Annotated in this window: 15 protein-coding genes; 8 read left to right on the forward strand and 7 right to left on the reverse strand. The window is 67.4% G+C overall.

Features of this window, described 5'->3' with window-relative positions; genetic code table 11:
• Nucleotides 1–128: 128 nt before the first annotated feature.
• From mfd to O9335_RS13310, 6 genes are all read left to right on the forward strand, one after another.
• The gene (gene mfd, locus O9335_RS13285; RefSeq protein ID WP_298388882.1) at nt 129–3,659 is read left to right on the forward strand and encodes a transcription-repair coupling factor; all 3,531 of its coding nucleotides are present in this window, start codon (nt 129–131) and stop codon (nt 3,657–3,659) included.
• Nucleotides 3,656–4,045, forward strand: a complete 390-nt coding sequence (locus O9335_RS13290) for a hypothetical protein (protein ID WP_298388884.1) — start codon at nt 3,656–3,658, stop codon at nt 4,043–4,045. The genes mfd and O9335_RS13290 overlap by 4 nt, the downstream gene beginning before the upstream one ends.
• Entirely contained in the window at nt 4,045–4,764 is a 720-nt protein-coding gene (gene serB, locus O9335_RS13295) for a phosphoserine phosphatase SerB (RefSeq protein ID WP_298388886.1), read from the forward strand. Before O9335_RS13290 ends, serB begins: the two co-directional genes overlap by 1 nt.
• Before the next feature lie 87 nt (nt 4,765–4,851).
• Nucleotides 4,852–5,946: a sensor histidine kinase gene (locus tag O9335_RS13300; protein WP_298388888.1), complete on the forward strand. Its 1,095-nt coding sequence runs from the start codon at nt 4,852–4,854 to the stop codon at nt 5,944–5,946.
• Nucleotides 5,947–5,959: 13 nt separating this feature from the next.
• Nucleotides 5,960–6,712: a LytTR family DNA-binding domain-containing protein gene (locus tag O9335_RS13305; protein ID WP_298388890.1), complete on the forward strand. Its 753-nt coding sequence runs from the start codon at nt 5,960–5,962 to the stop codon at nt 6,710–6,712.
• Nucleotides 6,709–7,497 carry a head GIN domain-containing protein gene (locus O9335_RS13310; protein WP_298388892.1) on the forward strand — a complete coding sequence of 263 codons (789 nt, stop codon included), beginning with the start codon at nt 6,709–6,711 and terminating at the stop codon, nt 7,495–7,497. Before O9335_RS13305 ends, O9335_RS13310 begins: the two co-directional genes overlap by 4 nt.
• Nucleotides 7,498–7,602: 105 nt before the next feature.
• On the opposite strand, the gene rraA is transcribed toward O9335_RS13310, so the two are convergent.
• Nucleotides 7,603–8,124 (reverse strand): ribonuclease E activity regulator RraA, encoded by a 522-nt coding sequence (gene rraA, locus O9335_RS13315; RefSeq protein WP_298388894.1) that lies wholly within the window; start codon nt 8,122–8,124, stop codon nt 7,603–7,605.
• Nucleotides 8,125–8,219: 95 nt separating this feature from the next.
• On the opposite strand from rraA, the gene O9335_RS13320 reads away from it, so the two are divergent.
• Nucleotides 8,220–9,383 (forward strand): alpha-hydroxy acid oxidase, encoded by a 1,164-nt coding sequence (locus tag O9335_RS13320; protein WP_298388896.1) that lies wholly within the window; start codon nt 8,220–8,222, stop codon nt 9,381–9,383.
• 13 nt (nt 9,384–9,396) lie between these two features.
• Here the strand turns inward: O9335_RS13320 and O9335_RS13325 are convergent, their stop codons facing one another.
• The 5 genes from O9335_RS13325 to O9335_RS13345 form a co-directional block, all read right to left on the reverse strand.
• Complete coding sequence (locus O9335_RS13325; protein WP_298388898.1) at nt 9,397–10,143, reverse strand: sugar nucleotide-binding protein; 747 nt, start codon at nt 10,141–10,143, stop codon at nt 9,397–9,399.
• A 16-nt stretch (nt 10,144–10,159) separates the two neighbouring features.
• Nucleotides 10,160–10,897 carry a DUF6445 family protein gene (locus O9335_RS13330; RefSeq protein WP_298388900.1) on the reverse strand — a complete coding sequence of 246 codons (738 nt, stop codon included), beginning with the start codon at nt 10,895–10,897 and terminating at the stop codon, nt 10,160–10,162.
• A gap of 6 nt (nt 10,898–10,903) precedes the next feature.
• Nucleotides 10,904–11,383: a hypothetical protein gene (locus O9335_RS13335; RefSeq protein ID WP_298388902.1), complete on the reverse strand. Its 480-nt coding sequence runs from the start codon at nt 11,381–11,383 to the stop codon at nt 10,904–10,906.
• Between the two features lie 29 nt (nt 11,384–11,412).
• Entirely contained in the window at nt 11,413–12,924 is a 1,512-nt protein-coding gene (locus O9335_RS13340; RefSeq protein ID WP_298388903.1) for a tryptophan halogenase family protein, read from the reverse strand.
• Nucleotides 12,925–13,098: 174 nt separating this feature from the next.
• On the reverse strand, nt 13,099–15,948 hold the full coding sequence (locus O9335_RS13345; protein ID WP_298388905.1) for a TonB-dependent receptor: 2,850 nt from the start codon (nt 15,946–15,948) through the stop codon (nt 13,099–13,101).
• 259 nt (nt 15,949–16,207) lie between these two features.
• Between O9335_RS13345 and O9335_RS13350 the strand changes: the two genes are divergently transcribed.
• The gene (locus O9335_RS13350; RefSeq protein WP_298388907.1) at nt 16,208–18,820 is read left to right on the forward strand and encodes an alpha-amylase family glycosyl hydrolase; all 2,613 of its coding nucleotides are present in this window, start codon (nt 16,208–16,210) and stop codon (nt 18,818–18,820) included.
• A 13-nt stretch (nt 18,821–18,833) separates the two neighbouring features.
• On the opposite strand, the gene glk is transcribed toward O9335_RS13350, so the two are convergent.
• Nucleotides 18,834–19,871, reverse strand: coding sequence for a glucokinase (glk, locus tag O9335_RS13355; RefSeq protein WP_298388910.1), 1,038 nt, complete (start codon nt 19,869–19,871; stop codon nt 18,834–18,836).
• Nucleotides 19,872–20,233: the final 362 nt, after the last annotated feature.

Raw genomic sequence — 20,233 nt, forward strand, 5'->3', positions numbered from 1 at the left:
GATCACAGGGTTGGGGCACTGGGCAAAGCGCGAATTCTGCCGCCCCGTGCAAGCCCTGCGCTCAAGCGGGCGAAGGGTGGCCTCAGATAATCGCCTGGCCCCACCGCGGGGCTTTCGTCGTTTTTGTGATGCCCCTGCTGCCCCTCGTCGCCCCCGGCAAACGCCACCAAACTCCCCGCCCCTTGGGCTCTGCCGATGCGCTGCTGCTCGCGCGCTTTGCGCAGCAGCAAGGCAGCGTCACCGCCATCGTGTGCGCCGACCCGAGCGACGCCCAGCGCCTGGAAGCCGAGTTGCCGCTGTTTGCGCCGGGGCTGCGCGTGGCCGTGTTCCCCGACTGGGAAACCCTGCCCTGGGACCGCTTCAGCCCCCACCACGACCTGATCAGCGAGCGCTTGGCCACGCTGTGGCGCTTGCTGCAGGCGCAGGGCAAGTCGCGCGAGCAGCGCGACCTGGACGTGGTGCTGCTGCCGGCCACCACGGCACTGACGCGCCTCGCGCCGCCCAGCTTTTTGGCCGCCACGACCTTCCATTTCAAGAAGGGCCAGCAGCTGGACGAAGCGGCTTTCCGCGCCCAATTGGTGCTGGCCGGCTACCAGAACGTCAGCCAGGTGGTGAGCCCGGGCGAGTACGCGGTGCGCGGCAGCCTGATCGACCTGTTCCCCATGGGCTCCTTGGTGCCCTACCGCGTGGACCTGTTCGGCGACGAGATCGACTCCATCCGCGTCTTCGACCCCGACAGCCAGCGCAGCCTCTACCCCGTGCCCGAGGTGCGCCTGCTGCCCGGCCGCGAGTTCCCGATGAGCGAGGGGGCGCGGACGGCCTTCCGGGGCCGCTGGCGCGAGCACCTGGACGGCGACCCGAGCAAGGCGCGTCTTTACAAAGACATGGGCGAAGGCCTGGCCGGCGCGGGCATCGAGTACTACCTGCCGCTGTTCTTCGACGAGACCGTGCCCTTTTTCGACTACCTGGGCCCCGGCGCCAGCGTGGCGCTGCTGGGCGAGGTGGACGAGGCGCTACAGCGCTTTTGGCAAGACACGCGCGAGCGCCACAAGCTCTTGGTGACCGACCCGGAGCGGCCCATCCTGCCGCCCGAGTCCATCTTCCTGCGGACCGAACAGCTGTTCGCCTGCACCCAGCCCTTGGCCACGTTGGCGGTGCGGGGCCCCGGAAGCGCAGGACTGCCCCAAGCTTCCGGATCCCCCTCGGGGGGCGGGCTCGGCGCCGCCGAGACCTGGGGGCCCACATCCGCGGTGGACTACGCCCGCCCCCTGCCCGACGTGAGCATCGAGCGCGGCGCGCAAGAGCCCTTGGCGCGCCTGGGCCGGCACCTGGACACCACGCCGCACAAGGTGCTGCTGCTGGCCGAAAGCGAAGGCCGCCGCGAAAGCCTGCTGGACCTGCTGCGCGAGCACAAGCTGGACGCGCCCAGCGTCAAAGACCTCGCCGAGTTCGACGCCAGCGGCGAGAAGTTCGCCTTGCTGGCCGCGCCCCTGGCGCAGGGCTTCATCTGGATCGAGGGCGACCGCCAGTTGCAGCTGGTCACCGAGACCGAGCTGTTTGCCACCACGCCCAGCACGCGACGCCGGCGGCGGCAGGAGCAGGCCAGCAACGTCGAGGCCCTGATCAAGGACCTGAGCGAGCTCAAGGTCGGTGACCCGGTGGTGCACCTGAGCCATGGCATCGGCCGCTACCAAGGCCTGAAGCACATGGACATCGGCCAAGGGGCGAGCGAGTTCTTGCACCTGACCTACGCCGACGAGGCGGTGCTCTACGTGCCCGTGGCGCAACTGCACCTGATCCAGCGCTACACCGGCGTCAGCGCCGAAGAGGCCCCGCTGCACCGTTTGGGCAGCGGCCAGTGGGAGAAGGCCAAGCGCAAGGCCGCCGAGCAGGTGCGCGACACCGCCGCCGAGCTGCTCAACCTCTACGCCCGCCGCGCGGCACGCGAAGGTCACGCTTTCCGTTACAGCGCTCACGACTACGAGGCCTTCGCCGCGAGCTTTGGCTTCGAAGAAACCGTGGACCAGCGCGCCGCGATCCACGCCGTGATCCAAGACCTGATCAGCCCCCGGCCCATGGACCGCTTGGTGTGCGGCGACGTGGGCTTCGGCAAAACCGAGGTGGCCCTGCGCGCCGCCTTCGTGGCCGTGATGGGCGGCAAGCAGGTGGCCGTGCTGGCGCCCACCACCCTGCTGGCCGAGCAGCACGCGCAGAACATCGCCGACCGGTTCAGCCAATGGCCGGTGAAGGTGGCCGAGATGAGCCGCTTTCGCACCGCCAAGGAAATCAAGGCGGCGCAGCAAGGCCTGGAGGACGGCACCATCGACATCGTGGTGGGCACGCACAAGCTGCTGAGCCCCGACACCAAGTTCGCCCGCCTGGGCCTGGTCATCATCGACGAAGAGCACCGCTTCGGGGTGCGCCACAAGGAGGCCATGAAGGCCCTGCGCGCCGAAGTGGACGTGCTCACGCTGACCGCCACGCCCATCCCGCGCACCTTGGGCATGGCCATGGAAGGCCTGCGCGACCTGTCGGTGATCGCCACCGCGCCCCAGCGCCGCCTGGCCATCAAGACCTTCGTGCGCAACGAGGGCAGCGGCGTCATCCGCGAGGCCATCCTGCGCGAGCTCAAGCGCGGCGGGCAGGTCTACTTCCTGCACAACGAGGTCGACACCATCGAGAACCGCCGGCAAAAGCTCGAAGAGCTGGTGCCCGAGGCGCGCATCGCGGTGGCCCACGGCCAGATGCCCGAGCGCGAGCTCGAGCGCGTGATGCGCGACTTCGTGGCCCAGCGCCACAACCTGCTGCTGTGCTCGACCATCATCGAGACCGGCATCGACGTGCCCAGCGCCAACACCATCGTCATCGCCCGCGCCGACAAATTCGGCCTGGCGCAGCTGCACCAGCTGCGCGGCCGGGTGGGCCGCAGCCACCACCAGGCCTACGCCTACCTCTTGGTGCCCGAAATCGAAGGCCTGACCAAACAGGCCGCGCAGCGCCTGCAGGCCATCCAGGACATGGAGGAGCTCGGCAGCGGCTTCTACCTGGCCATGCACGACCTGGAGATCCGCGGCGCCGGCGAGGTGCTGGGCGAGAAGCAGAGCGGCAACATGATGGAGGTGGGCTACCAGCTCTACCACGACATGCTGGCCGAGGCCGTGCGCGCGCTCAAGAGCGGCCGCGAGCCCGATCTGGCCAACCCCTTGCCAGCCACCACCGAGATCAACCTGCACGCCCCCGCCCTGCTGCCCGACGGCTACTGCGGCGACGTGCACGTGCGCCTGAGCCTGTACAAGCGACTGGCCAGCACCAGCAAAGCCGAGCAGATCGACGCGCTGCTGGAAGAAACCACGGACCGCTTCGGCAAGCTGCCGGCGCAGGGCCAGACCCTGTTCGACACCCACCGCCTGCGCGTGTTGGCGCAGCCCTATGGCGTGGTGCGCATCGACGCGGCGCCCGGCGTCATCAATGTGTTGTTCAAGCCCAACCCGCCCATCGAAGCCCTTCGTGTGATCCAGCTTGTTCAGAAGAATCCCAACATCAAACTGGTGGGCAACGACAAACTACGCATCGACAAGTCTTTGTCTGACCCCGCCGACCGCGCGCACTGCGTGCGCGAGGTGCTTCGCCTCATCGGCCCGCCGAAGGAAATGGCATGAAAGTTTGGATCACCACCGCCCTGCTCGTGCTGAGTGCACCGGCCTGGGCCAACAAACCCCTGGTCGTGGCCGACAACGCCTGGCGCAACTCGGCGCTGAACGAAATCGCGCCATTGCTGCGCGTTTGCTTGATTCGCCCCAATCCTGAAGTGCTGCCCAACCTCCCGGTGGCACCGGCCAATGTCGGCGAATTGGAGGTCAACATCCTTCTGCAAGAGCCCGTCACCGTGGGGCGCGGTCACTGGTACCGCGTGGGTTGGCGCGCCAAAGACGGCTACGTGTTCATCGTGGCCGCCCGCAGCCCCGACGGGCAACGCACCGTCTTCGGCCCAGTCACGGGTGCTTGGGGTTGCCTGCCCGCCGACATCCGCAAAGAACTGAAGTGATGAGCCCTGCGATCCCCCCTGCCTTCGAAATCGCCCCGGGCCTGTGGCTGCGCGGTCCGCGCCCACGGCTGCGGGATTTCGGCTTGGTCGCCTTCGACATGGACTCCACGCTCATCGCCATCGAGTGCATCGACGAGATAGCTGCGCTGGCTGGGGTGGGCGAGCAGGTGGCCGCCATCACCGAAGCCGCCATGCGCGGCGAGATCACCGACTTTCGCGAGTCCCTCACCCGGCGCTTGGCCCTGCTCGAAGGCCAACCCGAAGCGCTGCTGGACCGCGTGCTGAACGAACGCCTGCGCCTCAACCCCGGTGCGCGCGAGCTTTGCGCCGCGCTGAAGGCCGCCGGCTTGACCTTGGGCCTCGTGTCGGGCGGTTTCACCCACTTCACACGCCACGTCGTAGCGGCGCTCGGCATCGACGTCGTGCGCGCCAACGAGTTGGAGATCGTCAATGGCCGCCTGACCGGCCGCGTGCGCATGCAGGACTGGGGCGACGTGGTGGACGGCGCCGAAAAACGTCGATTCATCGAGCAGCACTGCGCGCGCCTGGGGCTGGCCAGCACCCAGGCCATCGCCGTGGGCGACGGCGCCAACGACCTGCCCATGATGGGCGTGGCCGGCCTCTCGGTGGCCTACTGCGCCAAGCCCAGGGTGCGCGAACAAGCCACCGTCGCCATCGACCACGGTGGGCTGGACCGCCTGCTGCTCGCGCTCGACTGATCCCGCAGCCGCGGTTCTGCGCCCCCAAACCGCACTTCGTCTCCGGGCACTGGCACTTCGTCCGCTCGGCGACCTAGCATCCGCCTCATGACGGTCGCCGCTCCCCTGCCCAGCCCCCAGCGCCCCTTCAAGCGCCTGTGGCTGTCTTACGGCCTGCTGTGTTTGATGAGCTGGCTGCTGTACGCCTTGGCGGGCACCGAATGGCACCGCGATGCCGGCGCCTTCTGGTTTGGCCTGTACGAAGCCACCTGGAACCTGGGGCCGGCCTTCGCCCTCGGCCCCCTGGCCTGGCCCTGGACGCGCTGGCTGCTCGGCCGGCCGCGGCGGCTCGCCCGTCGCTTGGGCTGGCACTTGCTGGGCGCGCTGAGCTTCGCGTTGCTGTGGCAAGGCTTGGATGCCCTCACGGCGTGGTTCTTCTTCGGCGCGGCCCATGCCTGGGCCAGTTTCGAGCAAGGCCTCGTCTGGCGCGCCGCCTGGGGCTGCTTCGTCTATGGCGTGTTGGTGTTCGGCTTCGGTGGCGTCATCAACGCCCAACGGGCGCATGCCGCTGCGTTGCAAGCGGCACAGGCCGAGGCGGCCCTGGTTCGCGCCGAGTTGGCGGCCATCAGCGGCAAGCTCAACCCACACTTCCTGTTCAACACCCTCAATTCCCTGCTGATGTTGGTGCGCCGCGACGCCGCCCGCGCCGAACACGCCCTGCTCGGCTTCTCGCGGATGATGCGCTACGTGCTCGACAGCACCCGCCAGCCCGATGCGCACGTGCCTTTGGCCGACGAAATCGCCTTCGTGCGCGACCACCTCGCGTTGGAACAACTGCGGCTGGGCCCACGCCTGCGCGTGCACTGGGACATCCAGCCCGCCGCCGAAGACGCGCTGGTGCCCCCGCTGACCCTGCAGCCGCTGGTGGAAAACGCGGTAGAGCACGGCCTGTCGCCGCAGGTGAACGGGGGCGACCTGCACATCAGCGCCCGCGTGCTCGACGACACCTTGCACCTCAGCGTGCGCGACAACGGCGCCGGTTGCGCCTGGCCGCCGCCCAGTGACCCCAACGGTCGGCGTGGCGTGGGCTTGTCGGCCCTGCAACGCCGCTTCGAGCTCGAACACGACGGCCGCGCCCGCTTCGAGGTGGACACCGCCCCGGGCCAGGGCTTCGCCGTCACCATCACCTGGCCCTTGACCTGAACTCCGCTGCCTCATGCGAACCCTCATCGCCGAAGACGAACCCCTGGCCCGCGACGGCCTGGTCGAGTGGGTGCAAGCCCTGCCCCAGTTGCAGCTGCTCGACGCCGTGGGCGATGGCCTGAGCGCCCTCGACGCCATTCGCACGCAGCGGCCCGACCTCGTGCTGATGGACATCCAAATGCCCGGACTGACCGGCCTGCAAGTGCTGCGGGCCCTGGCCGACGACCCGGAGGCGCACCGGCCGGCCGTGATCTTCACCACCGCTTACGACGAACACGCGCTCACCGCCTTCGAACTGCACGCGGTGGACTACCTGCTCAAGCCCTTTTCCCAAGAGCGCTTCCTCGAAGCCGTGCAGCACGCCATGGGGCGTCAATCGGCGCTGGGCGACGACACGCTCCAGGCCCTGGAAGCCGCGCAAACCCCCGTCGACACCGAACCCCTGCGCCGGCTGCTGGTGCGGGACATGGGCAAGATCATCCCCATCCAGGTCGAGCACATCGAGCACCTGCGCTCCGATACGAAATACACCGCCCTGGCGGTGCAGGGCAAAACCTACCTGGTGCGCCTGCCCATCACCCACTTTGGCCAGCGCCTGGACCCCCAGCGCTTCCTCAAGGTCAACCGCAGCTGCATCGTCAACCTGGACTTCGTTGACGCCATGACCCCCGACGAAAACTCGCAGTTGGTGGTGCAACTGCGCGACGGCAGCCGTTTCACCGCCAGCCGCGAGGTGTCCAAAGAGTTGAGGGCGCAGTCGCTATGAAACGACGCCGAGTTTGTGCGGCACTGCTGCTGCCTTTGTGGGCAGCCTCGGTCAGCGCCCAGCCCACGCTCTCGCCCGTCCCCGGCAGAACCTACGCACCAGGGCCGTTCGACAGCTTGAACTTCAACGGCGCGGCGACGGTGCGCTTTTTCCAAGGCGACCGCGACGAGGTTTTCGTGGAAGGCCCCACCGACGCCCAGGACAGCGTGGAAATCAGCTTGAAGGGCACGCGCCTGACCGTGGGCACGGCCGGCTCCTGGATGTTCTGGCGCACCCCGCAACAACGCCTGCGCCTCATCGTGGTGGCCCGCGACCTGCGGGAGCTCACGCTGTCCGGCGCCACCGACTTCCAGGCCCCCGAGCCGGTGCTGCTCCAGCAACTCAGCATCGACGTGTCCGGCTCCGCCAACACCCAGTTCGACAAGATCAGCACCGAATCGCTGGTATTCAAGGTGGCCGGCGCTGGCTCGGGCCGATTCACCGGGCGCGCGCCATCGCTCCTCGTGGACATCTCCGGGCGTGGCGATTTCGAAGGCCACGACCTCAACACTCAGCAGGCCAAGGTCCGGATCACGGGCTTGGGCAAAGCCAAGCTGTGGGTGCATCAAAGCCTGGATGCGCGCATCTCCGGCATTGGCACCGTGGACTTTTTCGGCAGCCCCACGTTGAAAAAGCGCACCGCTGGCGCGGGCCGCTTCAACGAGCGGGGCGCACGCACCGGTCCGCCGCCATGGAGCCCGTTCCCGGGCGCCCTGCCACCGGTGCCGTTGGTGCCCGCCCCCTGATCGCATCGCTGCGGCCGCTGAGGCCGCTGAGGCCGCTGCAACTGCTGCAGCCGGCGCCGACCCCAGCCTGTTCCCGCAGCCCCGGCCTTCAAACCCCTTCAAAGATCATCCAGGTCCGTCCGTCGGGGCCTGGCGCAGCACCACCACGCCGTCGTCGTCGGCCAGCAACCACTCGCCCGGCCGGACGGGGCTGCCGTCCAGCAGCAAGGGCACGTCGCGCAGCCCTTGTTGCTGGCGCTCGGTCGGCAAGGGCACATGCCCCAGCGCCAAGATGGCGATCGGCTGCTCGCGCAACTCCGCCAAGTCGCGCACCGCGCCATGCACCCACAAGCCTGCCCACCCGTTGCGGGCGGCGGCGGCGGCCAAGTTGCCACCCAGCAAGGCGCGGCGCAGGCTGCCACCGCCGTCCACCACCAACACACGGCCTCCGCCCGGGCTCTCCACCGCCTCCTTGACGCGGGAGTTGTCCTCGAAGCAACGCACCGTGCTCACCTCGCCGGCCATGCGGCGCGTGCCACCCAAGTGCATCCAGCGGCTGCCCGGCCACACGCGCAAGTCAGCCGGGTCGGCCGCCTTGAAGCGATCGCACACATCGCAGGTGTTCCAAGCCATCGTCACGACCCCCATTCGCTCTCCAGCCCTCGACAGCGGGCACCCGTTCAGCGCGCCGTCAGGCGCCTGCGGCAACATCCGGCCATCTTGCCACCCGAAGGCCCCGTGTCATGCCCGTCATCACCTGCATCGAAGACCTGCGCCGCCTCGCCCAAGCCCGTGTGCCGCGCATGTTTTACGACTACGCCGACGCGGGCAGTTGGACGGAGGGCACCTACCGCGCCAACGAGAGCGACTTCCACGCCATCAAGCTGCGCCAGCGCGTGGCGGTGAACCTGGAGCAGCGCAGCACCGCCACCACCATGGTCGGCACGCCGGTGACCATGCCCGTGGCCCTGGCCCCCACGGGCCTGACCGGCATGCAGCACGCCGACGGCGAAATGCTCGCCGCCCGCGCCGCTGAGGCCTTTGGCGTGCCCTTCACGCTGTCCACCATGAGCATCTGCTCCATCGAGGACGTGCGCGCCGTCACCACCCAGCCCTTCTGGTTTCAGCTCTACGTGATGAAGGACCGAGCCTTTGTCGAAGCGCTGATCGCACGCGCCCAAGCCGCGGGTTGCGGCGCCCTGGTGCTCACTCTGGACCTGCAAATCCTGGGGCAGCGCCACAAAGACCTCAAAAATGGCCTCTCCGCCCCGCCCAAGCCCACGCTGGCCAACCTCATCAACCTGGCCACCAAGCCGCGCTGGTGCTGGCACATGCTGCACACGCCGCGGCGCCAATTCGGCAACATCGTGGGCCACGCCAAGGGGGTGAGCAACTTGAGCAGCCTGTCCAGCTGGACGGCCGAGCAATTCGACCCCGCGCTCAGTTGGGCCGACGTCGAATGGATCAAGCGGCGCTGGGGCGGCAAGCTCATCCTCAAGGGCATCCTCGACGAGGAAGACGCCCGACTGGCCGTCAACAGCGGCGCCGATGCGCTCATCGTCAGCAACCATGGCGGGCGGCAGTTGGACGGCGCCGAAAGCAGCATCGCCGTGCTGCCCCGCATCGTGCAGGCCGTGGGCCGCGACATCGAAGTCCACATGGACGGCGGCATCCGCTCGGGGCAGGACGTGCTCAAAGCCTGGGCGCTGGGCGCACGCGGCACCTACATCGGGCGGGCCTTCCTCTACGGACTGGGGGCCATGGGGCAAGCCGGCGTCACCCGCTGCCTGGAGATCATCCACAAAGAACTGGACCTCACCATGGCTTTCTGCGGCCACCGGCAATTGGTGGACGTGGACGAGCGGGTGCTGGCCCATCGGGGGGCTGCAACACCCCAGCCCGCTTGAACCCCCGTCGCGTTCAGCGAGGCCCCAGCACGGCCGACAAGGGGGGCACCCAGCGCCCACCACCCGCCAAGCGCTGGTCATGCCGGTAGCCGTCGTGCGGACGCACGCGCCACGCCGAGCGCTGGTGCGCCCGCGCTAGGCGAGCAACAAGTTCCGCAAACGTCCAGCCCTCGTCGGCATTGCTGTCCACGTGATGCACGCCTGGCTGGTCGACCAAGCGCAACAGTGCCCGCGCGGTGTCCGCCATGTAGGAACACGCCGGAATCCAGGCGGTGCTGGCCGCCACCTCGCCCTGCTCGGCCTGCCACCCATCCAAAGCCCGCAGCATGTTGTTGCCTGTCGCCTCGGGGTCGATCTGCCAGCCAATGCGCACGATGCTGGCGCTGGGGTGGGCGGCCACCACGGCGTCCTCGGTGGCGGCCTTCCCACGGCCGTAGTCGTCCACCGCGTTGCGGGCATCACCCACGGCATGGGGGCCATCGGGCTCGTGGTGGAACACCATGGCGGTGCTGGTCATCACGAAAGGCAAGCGCCGCCGAGCGGCCCAGGCGGCCAGCTCCCCCGATGCCTGGGCGTTAGCCATGGCGAGGTGCGCGACGGCGTCCGGAAGCTGCGCATCCAAGTAGCGCGCGGCGGCGGTCGGTCCCAGGGAGCGCAGGAGGCGGTGGTCCAGCCCCAGCACGCGGTGCCCCCGCGCCCGCGCCGCGCTCGCTAGCACCGGGGCCAAAGTGCCGCTCAGGCCAGTGATCAGCAGGCGCATCGGCGAGGTCCCGCCTTCAACGCGCCACGCGACGACAACCGAAGAAGCCGTTCAGGGTCAGCCGCCCGGTGCGTGGGTCGTCGGTGAGCCGCACCGGCTGCCGAACGCAGCCGGAATGGAACAAGCCACCGTCGTAGAAGATGAGACGGTTCCAGCGGGCGGGGACCTCGGCCACCTTCTCGAAGTAGTCGTTGCTCTCGGTGAGATAGCCAGGCGCCACGCCGTAGCGATCGGCAAAACGGGCGTTGTCCAGGGTTTGCGCGTCGTCAACCAACGCTTGGATTTCGGCGGCCGATCGCCGGGGCTCGAAGAAGGCCGTGCCACCGAGCGCCGGATCGTGAAAGAGGTACAGGACCGAGGCGGCCATCAGAACCGCCGAGGGGTCCAAGGCCGTGCGATCCTTGTGGCACAGCCACTGCCCCGGACGCAACTGCGCCGGCGACAGCGTCACCATGCTCAGTCGCGCGTACATGTCCAGCGTGCGCCTGGCTCCCATGCGGGTGCGCAGGTGCTGGGCGAAGAAGCCGTCCAGGGCGTCGCGCAGCGCCTCCGGCACCCCCGTGACCCCGCCGGGGTAGGCATTGGTCTGGGGCGGGTCAAAGCGCACCAGCGCCGCCCAATCTACCACGGCTTGGGGGTCGACCAGCGCATCGTCAATGACGTGAACCGTGCGGCCACGGCCCAGGTGCAGATCCTGCACCACCGCTTGGGCGTTGAAGAATCGGCCCGCGGCCGGCAGTTGCAGCGGCCTCACCATGCCTCACTGACAGGCGGTGAGCGTCTGCGCATTGGGCCCCTGCAGCATTTGGCGACGGCACTCGGGCGAGTTGCGCGCCGCCTCCCGGCGCAACTCCTCGGCCTTGTCACGGTCGGTCTTGCGGCGCGCCTCCAAGAGCTTGGCTTCGGCGGCCAAGTCCACCTCGAGACCGGGCGCTTTCGCCGGTCGCTCGATGAGCGCCACCTCGTCGGCGCGAGGTTTCAGGCGCGTCCAGAACACGGCTTTCGCGCCGCTGGGCCACACGGCAGTCACTTCTGGGGTCGTGATGTCCGTGGCCCCGGCCGCCCCCCGGTAGGTTTGGGTCTGGGGGGCCACGCCCAGCGACACACCGCCTTGGTACAGCGTGGCGCCTTCGGGCTTGGTTTCGTAGGTGAGCATGGCTTGGGGCGTGCCGTCGGTGGCGCACGCCACCAAGCCCAATGGCAACAGCCATGTCCAACACACTCGAGCAATTCGCTTCATGGTCATCCTTTCAGGCTATTGCTGGCGCATCACATCCGGGGCGCCGCGCAATGGTCGGCGATGAACTGGCTGTGCGAGGGCATCACATTGACGCAGGCCTTGATGACCCCCGCAATCTCGTCTAGGTAGGTCTGAATTTCTTCCTCGTTCAGCAGGTCCGTCAAGGGGTGGTAGGACTTGGGCTGGATGCGCTGCCCGTACATCACCTGCAGCCAGCTCACGGGGCGGAACAACTCCTCGCCCTCCAGGAAGATGCGGCCGCTGGTTTCGAACAGCTTCATCCGGTGCGTCAAGGAGTCGGGCACGTCCATCGTCCGACAGTGGTTCCAGAAGGGCGTGTCGGTGCGTTCGGTGGCCTTGTAGTGCAAGATGATGAAGTCGCGCACCCAGGTGTACTCCGCGTCCATCATGCGGTTGTACTGCTTGCGATCGGACTCGGCGAACCCGGCCGAGGGGAAGTAGGTCAGCAGGTGGGCGATGCCCATCTGGATGAGGTGGATGCTGGTCGACTCCAAGGGCTCCAAGAAACCGCTGGACAAGCCGATGGACACCACGTTCTTGTTCCAGGCCTGCTTGCGCTTGCCGGTGAGGAACTTGATGGGCCGGGGGGCCGCCAGGGGCTCGCCGTCCAAGTTGCTCAGCAGCTGGGCACTGGCCTCGTCGTCGCTGATGAACTTGCTGCAGTACACGTGGCCATTGCCCACGCGGTGCTGCAGCGGAATGCGCCATTGCCAACCGGCCGTGCGGGCCGTGGCACGCGTGTAGGGCGTGATCTCTTGCGTGGAGGCGCAAGGCACCGCCAAGGCCCGGTCGCAGGGCAGCCAGTGCGACCAGTCCTCGTAGCCCGTCTTGAGCGCACCTTCGATCAACAGCGCGCGGAAGCCGGAGCAGTCGATGAAGAGGTCGCCTTCCACCACGGTGCCGTCGTTCAACACGATGGCTTCAACGTGGCCGTCGGCGTCGCGCAGCTTGACGTCCACGATCCGGCCTTCGGTCCGCACCACCCCCCGCGCTTCGCTGTACTCGCGCAGGAACTTGGCGTAGAGCGAGGCGTCGAAGTGAAAGGCGTGGGCGATCTGGCCGAGCGGCGAATTCGGCATGTCGGGCCGGGCCCGCATGAACTTGTTCTGCAAGCAGGCCGCGGTGTTGATCGAGTAGTGGGCGAGGTCCTGGGCCTTGCCGGCCAAGCGTTGCTTCAGCCAGTAATGGTGGAAGTCCACCGTCCAGTTGAACTGCCCGATGACGCCGAAGCCGTGGATGTAGCGGTCGCCCAAGCGGCCCCAGTTGACGAACTCGATGCCCAGCTTGAACGAGGCCTGCGTCTTGCGCATGAACTCGTCTTCGTCCAACTCCAGCATGCGGTTGAACAGGCTGATCATGGGGATGGTCGCCTCGCCCACCCCGACCGTGCCGATCTCGTCCGACTCCACCAAGCGGATGGCGTACTTGCCCTTGAGCACCTTCGCGAGGGCCGAGGCCGTCATCCAGCCGGCGGTGCCGCCGCCCACGATGACCACTTGTTTGACTTTGTCTGGTTCCACGTCAGGTCCTGCTGTGATGCTTGGGGCGTCCGCCCTCCGGAAGCCCGCTGGCAGCGCCATTCTTGCGGGTTTCGGCGCTGTGCTCTCACCCAATGAAAAACCCCCGGCCGGGGCTGGGGGTTGAAGGGATCGTCGAGCCGCTCGCCCCCGGGGGAGCGAGCGACCGAACAGGCCTTATTGCAGCTTGTAGTTCACGCGCAAGATGGCCGAGCTGCCCGTCTTGTACGTGTTCACGCCGGTGGCCGTGCGCTCCTTGTACTCGGGCTTGTTCAGGTTGTTGCCTTCCAAGCGGAACGACAGACCCTTGGCCGGACCCGACTGGAACTCGTAGCCAACCTGGGCCGACACCCAGCTCGAACCCAAGATTTCCTGCAGGGTGGGGTAGCCACCCACACCGGCCGCCACGCTGCCGACGTACGTCGAGCGGTAGTTCTGCGCGACGAAGGCGCTGAAGCCCCACTTTTCGAAGTAGATCATCAGCTTGGCGTTCTTCTTCGACAGGCCGGGCATGGGCATCTTGCCGGTCAGCGGCGCCTGCGTCGGGTTTTGGCCCAACACGTTCGGCAGGTCGACCGAGCTGCTCGTGCCGGCGTAGCTGAAGTTCGCACCGAAGCCATCCAGCCAGTCGGTGAACATGCCGAAGGGCATCGAGGCGGCGATTTCGTAACCGCTGATGCGGCCACCGTCACCGTTCACGGGCCGGGTCATCTGGCCGATCAGGCCACCAGGAGGCGTGGCCAAGCGCAGGGCTTGGGCGTCCTTGGTGAAGTCGTAGGCGTTGTTGATGGACTGGGTGATGTAGGTGTCGAGCTTCTTGTAGAACAGCGCGCCACTCACGTAGGCCTTGGTGCCGAAGTACTTCTCGTACGACAGGTCCAGCGCCCAAGCCTTGAAAGGCTTCAGTTGCGGGTTGCCCGACGAACCGACGAACTTGCCGAAGGTCGAGTCGCCCGTGCAAGTCGGGTTGGTCGGCGTGCCGCCCGTGGTGCCGTTGCAGAAGTTGTCGACGCCCACGGCCAGCGAGTTGCGCAGGTCGGTCAGCGTGGCGCGAGCGATCTGCTGGGACACGCCCAAGCGCAGCACGTTGCCCGAACCCAGGTCACCCGACAGGTTCAGCGAAGGCAGCACGTCGGTGTACTTCGTGCCGTCTTGGCTCAGGCCCACGGCGGGGTTGGTCAAGGTCACGTCGCTGCCGACGTTGGCGCGGAAGCCGGTCGACGACTGGTAGGTGTTGACGACCTGCAGGCCCATGTTGCCGCGCACCGGGATCGACGCCAATTCGGTGTCGATGTCGGCCTTGACGTAGGCCGTCGTGACCTTTTCCTTGATGCCGAAGGACTTGGACAGGATGTCGTCGTTGTACTTGCGGATGATCTTCGCGCCCGGCCACAGGTCGGCGGTCGGGTCAAAGGTCAGCATGTCAAAGCCCGTGCCGCCGATGTTGCGCTCGACGTACGAACCCGCCGGGTAAGCGAACGGCACGCGGCCATCGCCAGCCGCCGACGCGATCACGCCTTCGTCGGTGATGCGGTCCTTGGTGCGGCGGGTTTGGTTGATGCCGTACTGCAGGGTGTTGAACCAGCCGCCTTCAAAGGCCTGCTCCAGGTCCAAACGAACGGCTTCCACCTTGTCGTTGATCGTGGGGCCCTTCGAGTAGCCAGCCTGGGGCACGGGGGCGCCGGTCGGCGAAGCCGGATCGGTCACACCGCTCCAGCCGGTCTGGTCGCGGATGAAGACCGTGGCGGGGTTGGTGTAGTCGGCCGCGCGGCCCAGCGTGAACTTGGGCGTGCCGGTGCCGACCTTTTCGAACGTCAGGGTGTCGGCGTTCAGGATGCCACCGTAGGCCTCGATGTTGCGCTCCACGCGCTTCGAGGTGTTGCGGCTGATGTCCAACACTGCCTTCAGGTTGTCCGACAGGGTCCACTTGTTCTTCCAACCCAGGGAGAACAGCTTGTCGTCGTCGTAGACGGTTTCGTGGCGGTTGATCAACCCGTTCGGGCTGGCGCCCAGCTGGTAGGTGCCCTTGGTCAGCTCGTTGCCCGCGCCGATGACGGCGTTGGTGACGGGGCCACCCAAGCCGCCCTGGATGCGCGCTTCTTTCTTGACGTTCAGGATTTCCGAGACGAACAGATCCAGCTGCGAGCTGAAGCTCTTGTTCGGCTTGTAGGCCAAGATGGCGGCGGTGCCATAGCGATGATCGGTGATGCGGCGGTTGATGAAGTCAACGCCGTTGCCAAAGTTCGAGACCTTGCCGCCGGTGAAGGCGCCACCGGAGGCTAGGGTACCGCTGACGTTGTCGTTGGTGCCCCAACCACCTTGGGTGGTTTGGTTGTTGACGCCGTCAGCACGCACCCAGCCAATGGCCACGCCGATGGTCCGGTCAGCGAACTGATCGATGTAGGTCAGGCTGTAGCGATCGCCCTCGCCCGGCTCAACACCCTCCAGGCCACGCCCGTCTTCGTTGCGTTGCACGCTACCAGCGATCACGCGGCCCTTAAACGCCAGAGGGTCGATCAAGCGGTTGTCGATGGTGCCGGCCAGGCCAGCGGCCATCAGGCTGGCGTCGCCGGTCTTGTAGACCACGGCGCCGGCGATCAGTTCGGCCGGGTAGACGCTCAGGTCCACGCCACGGCTGTCACCGGTCGTGCTTTGCTCGCGACCGTTCAACAGGTAGCCGTTGAAGTCAGGGCCCAGGCCACGGATGCTGATGGTGGACGCCTTGCCGTCGCGGGTGCGCTGCGTGGTCACGCCAGGCAGGCGGGCGAGCGATTCGGCGATGGTGGTGTCGGGCAGCTTGCCGATGTCTTCGGCCGAAATGGCCTCGACGATGCTGTCTTTGTTCTTCTTGACCGAGATGGCGTCTTCGATGCCCTTGCGGATACCGGTGACCACCACGGTGTCGAGTTGCTGCGTCTGCGGGGCGGTTTGGGCGTACGCGGCGCCGGTGGCCGCGACCAAAACCAGGCACCCTGCGGTGACGGCGTTGACGCGGAACAACTCGCGTCCGCTGCGGGAACTCTTCATGCTTGGAACTCCTAGGCTGTGAAAACGACAGGCGCTCGACCCGGCCCACCCAGATCGCCCGCTGTCACGGGGATGACGTCGGAAATTTTGTACTAAAACTAGATTGCATTCCATGCGCGAAAGGGCCTCCGATACCTGGGTTCACCCCTGTTTTCGTCGCTAAATCGGCACAAACAAAGGGTTTAACCTGACATGGCTTACCCGGATGCGAGGGGGATTGGGGCCGGCGACGATGCATGTTGGTAGCAAAACTACAGTCATGCGCACTCACTTCCTACACCCATCCGTCGCCGCGTTGCTGACCCTCGTGGTCACGGTGGTCGGTGGCCCGGTCGGGGCCGCCGAGTGCCCAGCGCCGGCCCCTCGCCCATCCCCCGATTGGCGCGATCAGGTCGTGTACTTTGTGATGACCGATCGCTTCGACGATGGCAACCCTGGCAACAACGACCAAGGCGCGGGCGAGTACCGCCCCCAAGACGGGCGCTTCTACAGTGGCGGCGACTTCGCCGGCTTGATGCGCCGCTTGGACTACATCCAAGGGCTGGGCGCAACGGCGCTTTGGATCACCCCGCCCGTACTCAACCAGTGGCGCGACGGCCAAGGCACGGGCTACCACGGTTACTGGGCCAGCCACCTGAAGGAAGTCGACCCGCACTTGGGCACTTTGAACGACTACCGCTGCTTGGCGCAAGCCCTTCACGCCCGCGGGATGCACCTGATCCAGGACGTGGTCCCCAACCACATGGGCAACTTCTTCGGCTATGCGGAGGGCGCCTGGCGGCGGGACGACCCAGCGGCCGGCTGGCAACCCCATGCAGGCAGCGCACCTCACACGCGCCCCCTACAAGCGCCCTTCGACCAGAACGACCCGCGCGACCCCATCCAACGCGCAGCAGGGGTCTATCACTGGACGCCCGCCATCCGCAACTACGCCGACCTCGAGCAAGAACTGAACTGGCAGATGTCCGGGCTGGACGACCTGAACACCGAGAACGCCGTGGTGCGCCGCGCCCTGCGGGACAGCTACGGTTTTTGGCTGCACGAGGTGGGGGTGGACGCGCTGCGCGTGGACACGGCGTTCTACATGCCGCCCACCTTTTTCGAGGACTGGCTGCACAGCAGCGACCCACAAGCGCCCGGCCTGCTGCGCGTGGCACAGCAAATGGGGCGCCACGACCTGCTGGTGTTTGGCGAGGCTTTTGGCATCGACAAGCCTGGCGAGACCCGGCAGATGCGTCGCATTCAGGCCTACCAAACGCCGGGACGCATGAACGGGATGCTGAATTTCCCGCTCTACGGCAGCTTGCAGGCGGTGTTTGCACAGGGGCGAGCTCCCGCTGAGTTGGCCCAGCGCCTGCAGGCCCAGACGGTCGTGTTCGGCGCCCGCCAGCACCGCATGCCGACTTTCTTGGACAACCATGATGTGGACCGCTTCTTGGCCGGGGGCAGCGAGGAAGCCTTGCAGCAAGCCTTGTTGGCGCTGTTCACCCTGCCGGGCATCCCCACCGTTTACTACGGCACCGAGCAGGGCTTCACCGAACCTCGGGCCTCGATGTTTGCTCAGGGGCATGGCAGCGGCGGGCGCGATCACTTCGACCCCCAACACCGGCTGTACCGGCTGATCGCGGACTTGACCCGCTTGCGCCGCGATGAACCCGCCTTGCGCCGCGGCACGCCCCAGGTGCTGCGCGCCAACGGGGCCGGGCCGGGCGTGCTCGCGTGGCGCACCACGCACGGCAAGCAGTCCTTGCTCGTGGTGTTCAACACGTCGGACTCGCCGCAGTGGGTCGATCGCTTGCGCGTCGGCCCAGGGGCCATGGCCCTGCGGCCGCGTTTCGCTTTGCATGGCCAGCCCTCGGCCCTGCAAACGGACGCCTCGGGGCAAGTGGATGTGCTCTTGCCACCTCGCAGCGGGCAGGTGTGGCAACTGGAGCCCAGCCCCCCTTCCGGGGCACCCAGCACCCCCAAGGCCACGATGGCCGCTCCCCGCATCACCGCCGATGGGCGGTTGGCCCTGCAAGGGCTCGTGCCCCCTGGCCACGAGGCCGAACTGCTGGCCGACGGCGACCTGGCCCACGCCATGCCACTGAAACCCGACGCGCGCGGCCGCTGGCTGGCGCACTGGCCCACCGACGATTGGCTGGACCCCGGCGTGCGGCACCGCTTGAGCCTGCGCCACCGGGCCAGCCCCGACGCGCCGTGGGTGGGCGCCGCTGCGCACGAGGTGCAGGTGCCGGTGCGCTGGCAGCCCATCGCCGAGCTCAGCGACCCGAAGGGCGACGACCATGGCCCGCTGGGGCACACCACCTACCCGACCGACCCCAGCTGGGGTGCTTCGCGGCAGATGGACCTGCTGGGCCTGCGCGCGGAGCGAACCGGTCGTGCCCTGCGGCTGACGGTGAAGCTGCACGAGATCACCACCACATGGAACCCGGCGAACGGTTTCGACCACGTGGCCTTCACGCTGTTCCTGGAGCTGCCGGGGCAGCCTGGCGGGCAGCGAACGATGCCGTTGCAAGGCGCGGAGCTCCCGGACGGCATGGTGTGGCACCGGCGTCTGCGCGTCCATGGCTGGTCCAATGCCTGGTTCAGCGCCGACGGGTCCAGCGCCCAGGATGAGGGGCAGCCCTTCACCCCTGGTGCCACGGTGTCGGCCCACCCCGAGCGGCGGGAACTGGTGATCACCCTGCCAGCCGCCGCCCTGCCCCCTGGCGCCAGCCTGGAAGGGGCCAGGGTGTACCTGAACACCTGGGATTGGGATGGCGGCTACCGCGAGCTGGCCGACACCGCCGGACCGCACACCATGGGCGGACGCCGCAGCCCCGCGGACCCGCGTTGGATGGATGCCATCGGGCCGCTCACCTTGCGGTGAGGCGGGCGGCCGGTCAGCTCAGCTGGGTCAGGGCCTGAGCCGCGCCGTCGAGCGCGGCCAGGGTGTCGGTGATCACCGGCGTCGGGATGGGCTGCAAAAAGGCGCTGAACCGCCCCTTGGCCTCGAACCGCTGCCGGAAGGCGGATCGTGTGAAGCGATCGCCCAGGCGGGGCACGATGCCACCGCCGATGTAGACCCCACCGCGGGCACCCAAAGTCAGCGCCACCGAACCGGCGAAGCTGCCCAGCATGGCGCAAAACGTGTCGAGCGTTCGAGTGGCCAAGGCATCGTCGTCGGCCAGTGCCCGTTCCACGATCCACTTGCCATCCACCTCCGGCACGGCGCGCTGACCTGCCACCTGCGCCACCGCGCGGTACAAGACCGGCAAACCGATGCCCGACAGGAAGCGCTCGGCCGACACGTGGGGGAACTCGCGACGTGCGGCCGACAACAGCTCGCACTCAAAATCGTCCGCGGGCGCAAGGGTGGCGTGGCCGCCCTCACCGGGGATGGCCAGCCAAGTGACTCCTGCCCCACCGCCGGCCCGTTGGTGCGGCATCAAGCCCGCCACCCCCAAGCCGGTGCCCGGCCCCACCACGGCCATGGGCGCCACCGGGCGGCCCAGCGGCGCGCCTTGCACCTGCTCGGGTCGCAGGCGTGGCAAGGACAAAGCGAGGGCCTCGAAATCGTTGAGCACCACCAGGGTCTGGACCCCCAGTTGGTCGGCCAACTGGTGCTGAGAGAAGCTCCACGCACTGTTGGTGAAGCGCACGACATCCCCCGTCACGGCCGTGGCGACCGCCAGCGCGGCGCTGGCCGGGAGTTCGGCAGAGCCGATGAGGCCCGAGACGGCCAGGCCATTGAGGTAGGCCCGGGCCGCATCCACCAATTGCGGGTACTCGGCGACGGACAGGGTGCGCACGTGCTGGGGCGCCTGACCCGGACCCGACATCCAAGCGAAGCGGGCATTGCTGCCCCCGACATCCGCCAAGAGCCAAGGAAAGGGGGCCAACGAAGTGGAAAGCGCGGACGCGATGGAAGTTTCGACCATGACGGCTCGGCTCCTGCAGCCGGGCAAACAGTGCAATGAACCACACGGTAGCAAAACTACAAGCCGTCGGCAATGGCGTTTGCACCCGGTTTCACCTGCCATCCCGAATACGAGGAACGCGAATCCAGCTTACGAAAAACACAGCAAGTTATTGATGCAGCTCAATTGCACCGAGAAAGACCGCGGCATAGCGCCGTCATGCGCTCGCCAAGCCTCCCACCCCAACACCCGCCGGTCATGTAGTTGGCCTACATGGCGGCTGGGCTGCGGCCTCTCGCATACCCCCAAGCCGCACAGGGAGACGCTTCTCGATAATGAGTTGGTGTACTTCGACAACAGTCCCACCGGGGTTGAACACCTCA

Source organism: Inhella sp., from assembly GCF_027532025.1.
Lineage (GTDB): Bacteria > Pseudomonadota > Gammaproteobacteria > Burkholderiales > Burkholderiaceae_C > Inhella.

Bases quoted from the DNA above. Each gene is read 5' to 3' on its own strand.
- O9335_RS13310 (WP_298388892.1), top strand. From the start codon at position 6,709: ATGAAACGACGCCGAGTTTGTGCGGCACTGCTGCTGCCTTTGTGGGCA.
- O9335_RS13305 (WP_298388890.1), top strand. From the start codon at position 5,960: ATGCGAACCCTCATCGCCGAAGACGAACCCCTGGCCCGCGACGGCCTG.
- O9335_RS13335 (WP_298388902.1), bottom strand. From the start codon at position 11,383: ATGAAGCGAATTGCTCGAGTGTGTTGGACATGGCTGTTGCCATTGGGC.
- serB (WP_298388886.1), top strand. From the start codon at position 4,045: ATGAGCCCTGCGATCCCCCCTGCCTTCGAAATCGCCCCGGGCCTGTGG.
- rraA (WP_298388894.1), bottom strand. From the start codon at position 8,124: ATGGGGGTCGTGACGATGGCTTGGAACACCTGCGATGTGTGCGATCGC.
- O9335_RS13320 (WP_298388896.1), top strand. From the start codon at position 8,220: ATGCCCGTCATCACCTGCATCGAAGACCTGCGCCGCCTCGCCCAAGCC.
- O9335_RS13350 (WP_298388907.1), top strand. From the start codon at position 16,208: ATGCGCACTCACTTCCTACACCCATCCGTCGCCGCGTTGCTGACCCTC.
- O9335_RS13325 (WP_298388898.1), bottom strand. From the start codon at position 10,143: ATGCGCCTGCTGATCACTGGCCTGAGCGGCACTTTGGCCCCGGTGCTA.
- mfd (WP_298388882.1), top strand. From the start codon at position 129: ATGCCCCTGCTGCCCCTCGTCGCCCCCGGCAAACGCCACCAAACTCCC.
- O9335_RS13345 (WP_298388905.1), bottom strand. From the start codon at position 15,948: ATGAAGAGTTCCCGCAGCGGACGCGAGTTGTTCCGCGTCAACGCCGTC.
- O9335_RS13290 (WP_298388884.1), top strand. From the start codon at position 3,656: ATGAAAGTTTGGATCACCACCGCCCTGCTCGTGCTGAGTGCACCGGCC.
- O9335_RS13300 (WP_298388888.1), top strand. From the start codon at position 4,852: ATGACGGTCGCCGCTCCCCTGCCCAGCCCCCAGCGCCCCTTCAAGCGC.
- glk (WP_298388910.1), bottom strand. From the start codon at position 19,871: ATGGTCGAAACTTCCATCGCGTCCGCGCTTTCCACTTCGTTGGCCCCC.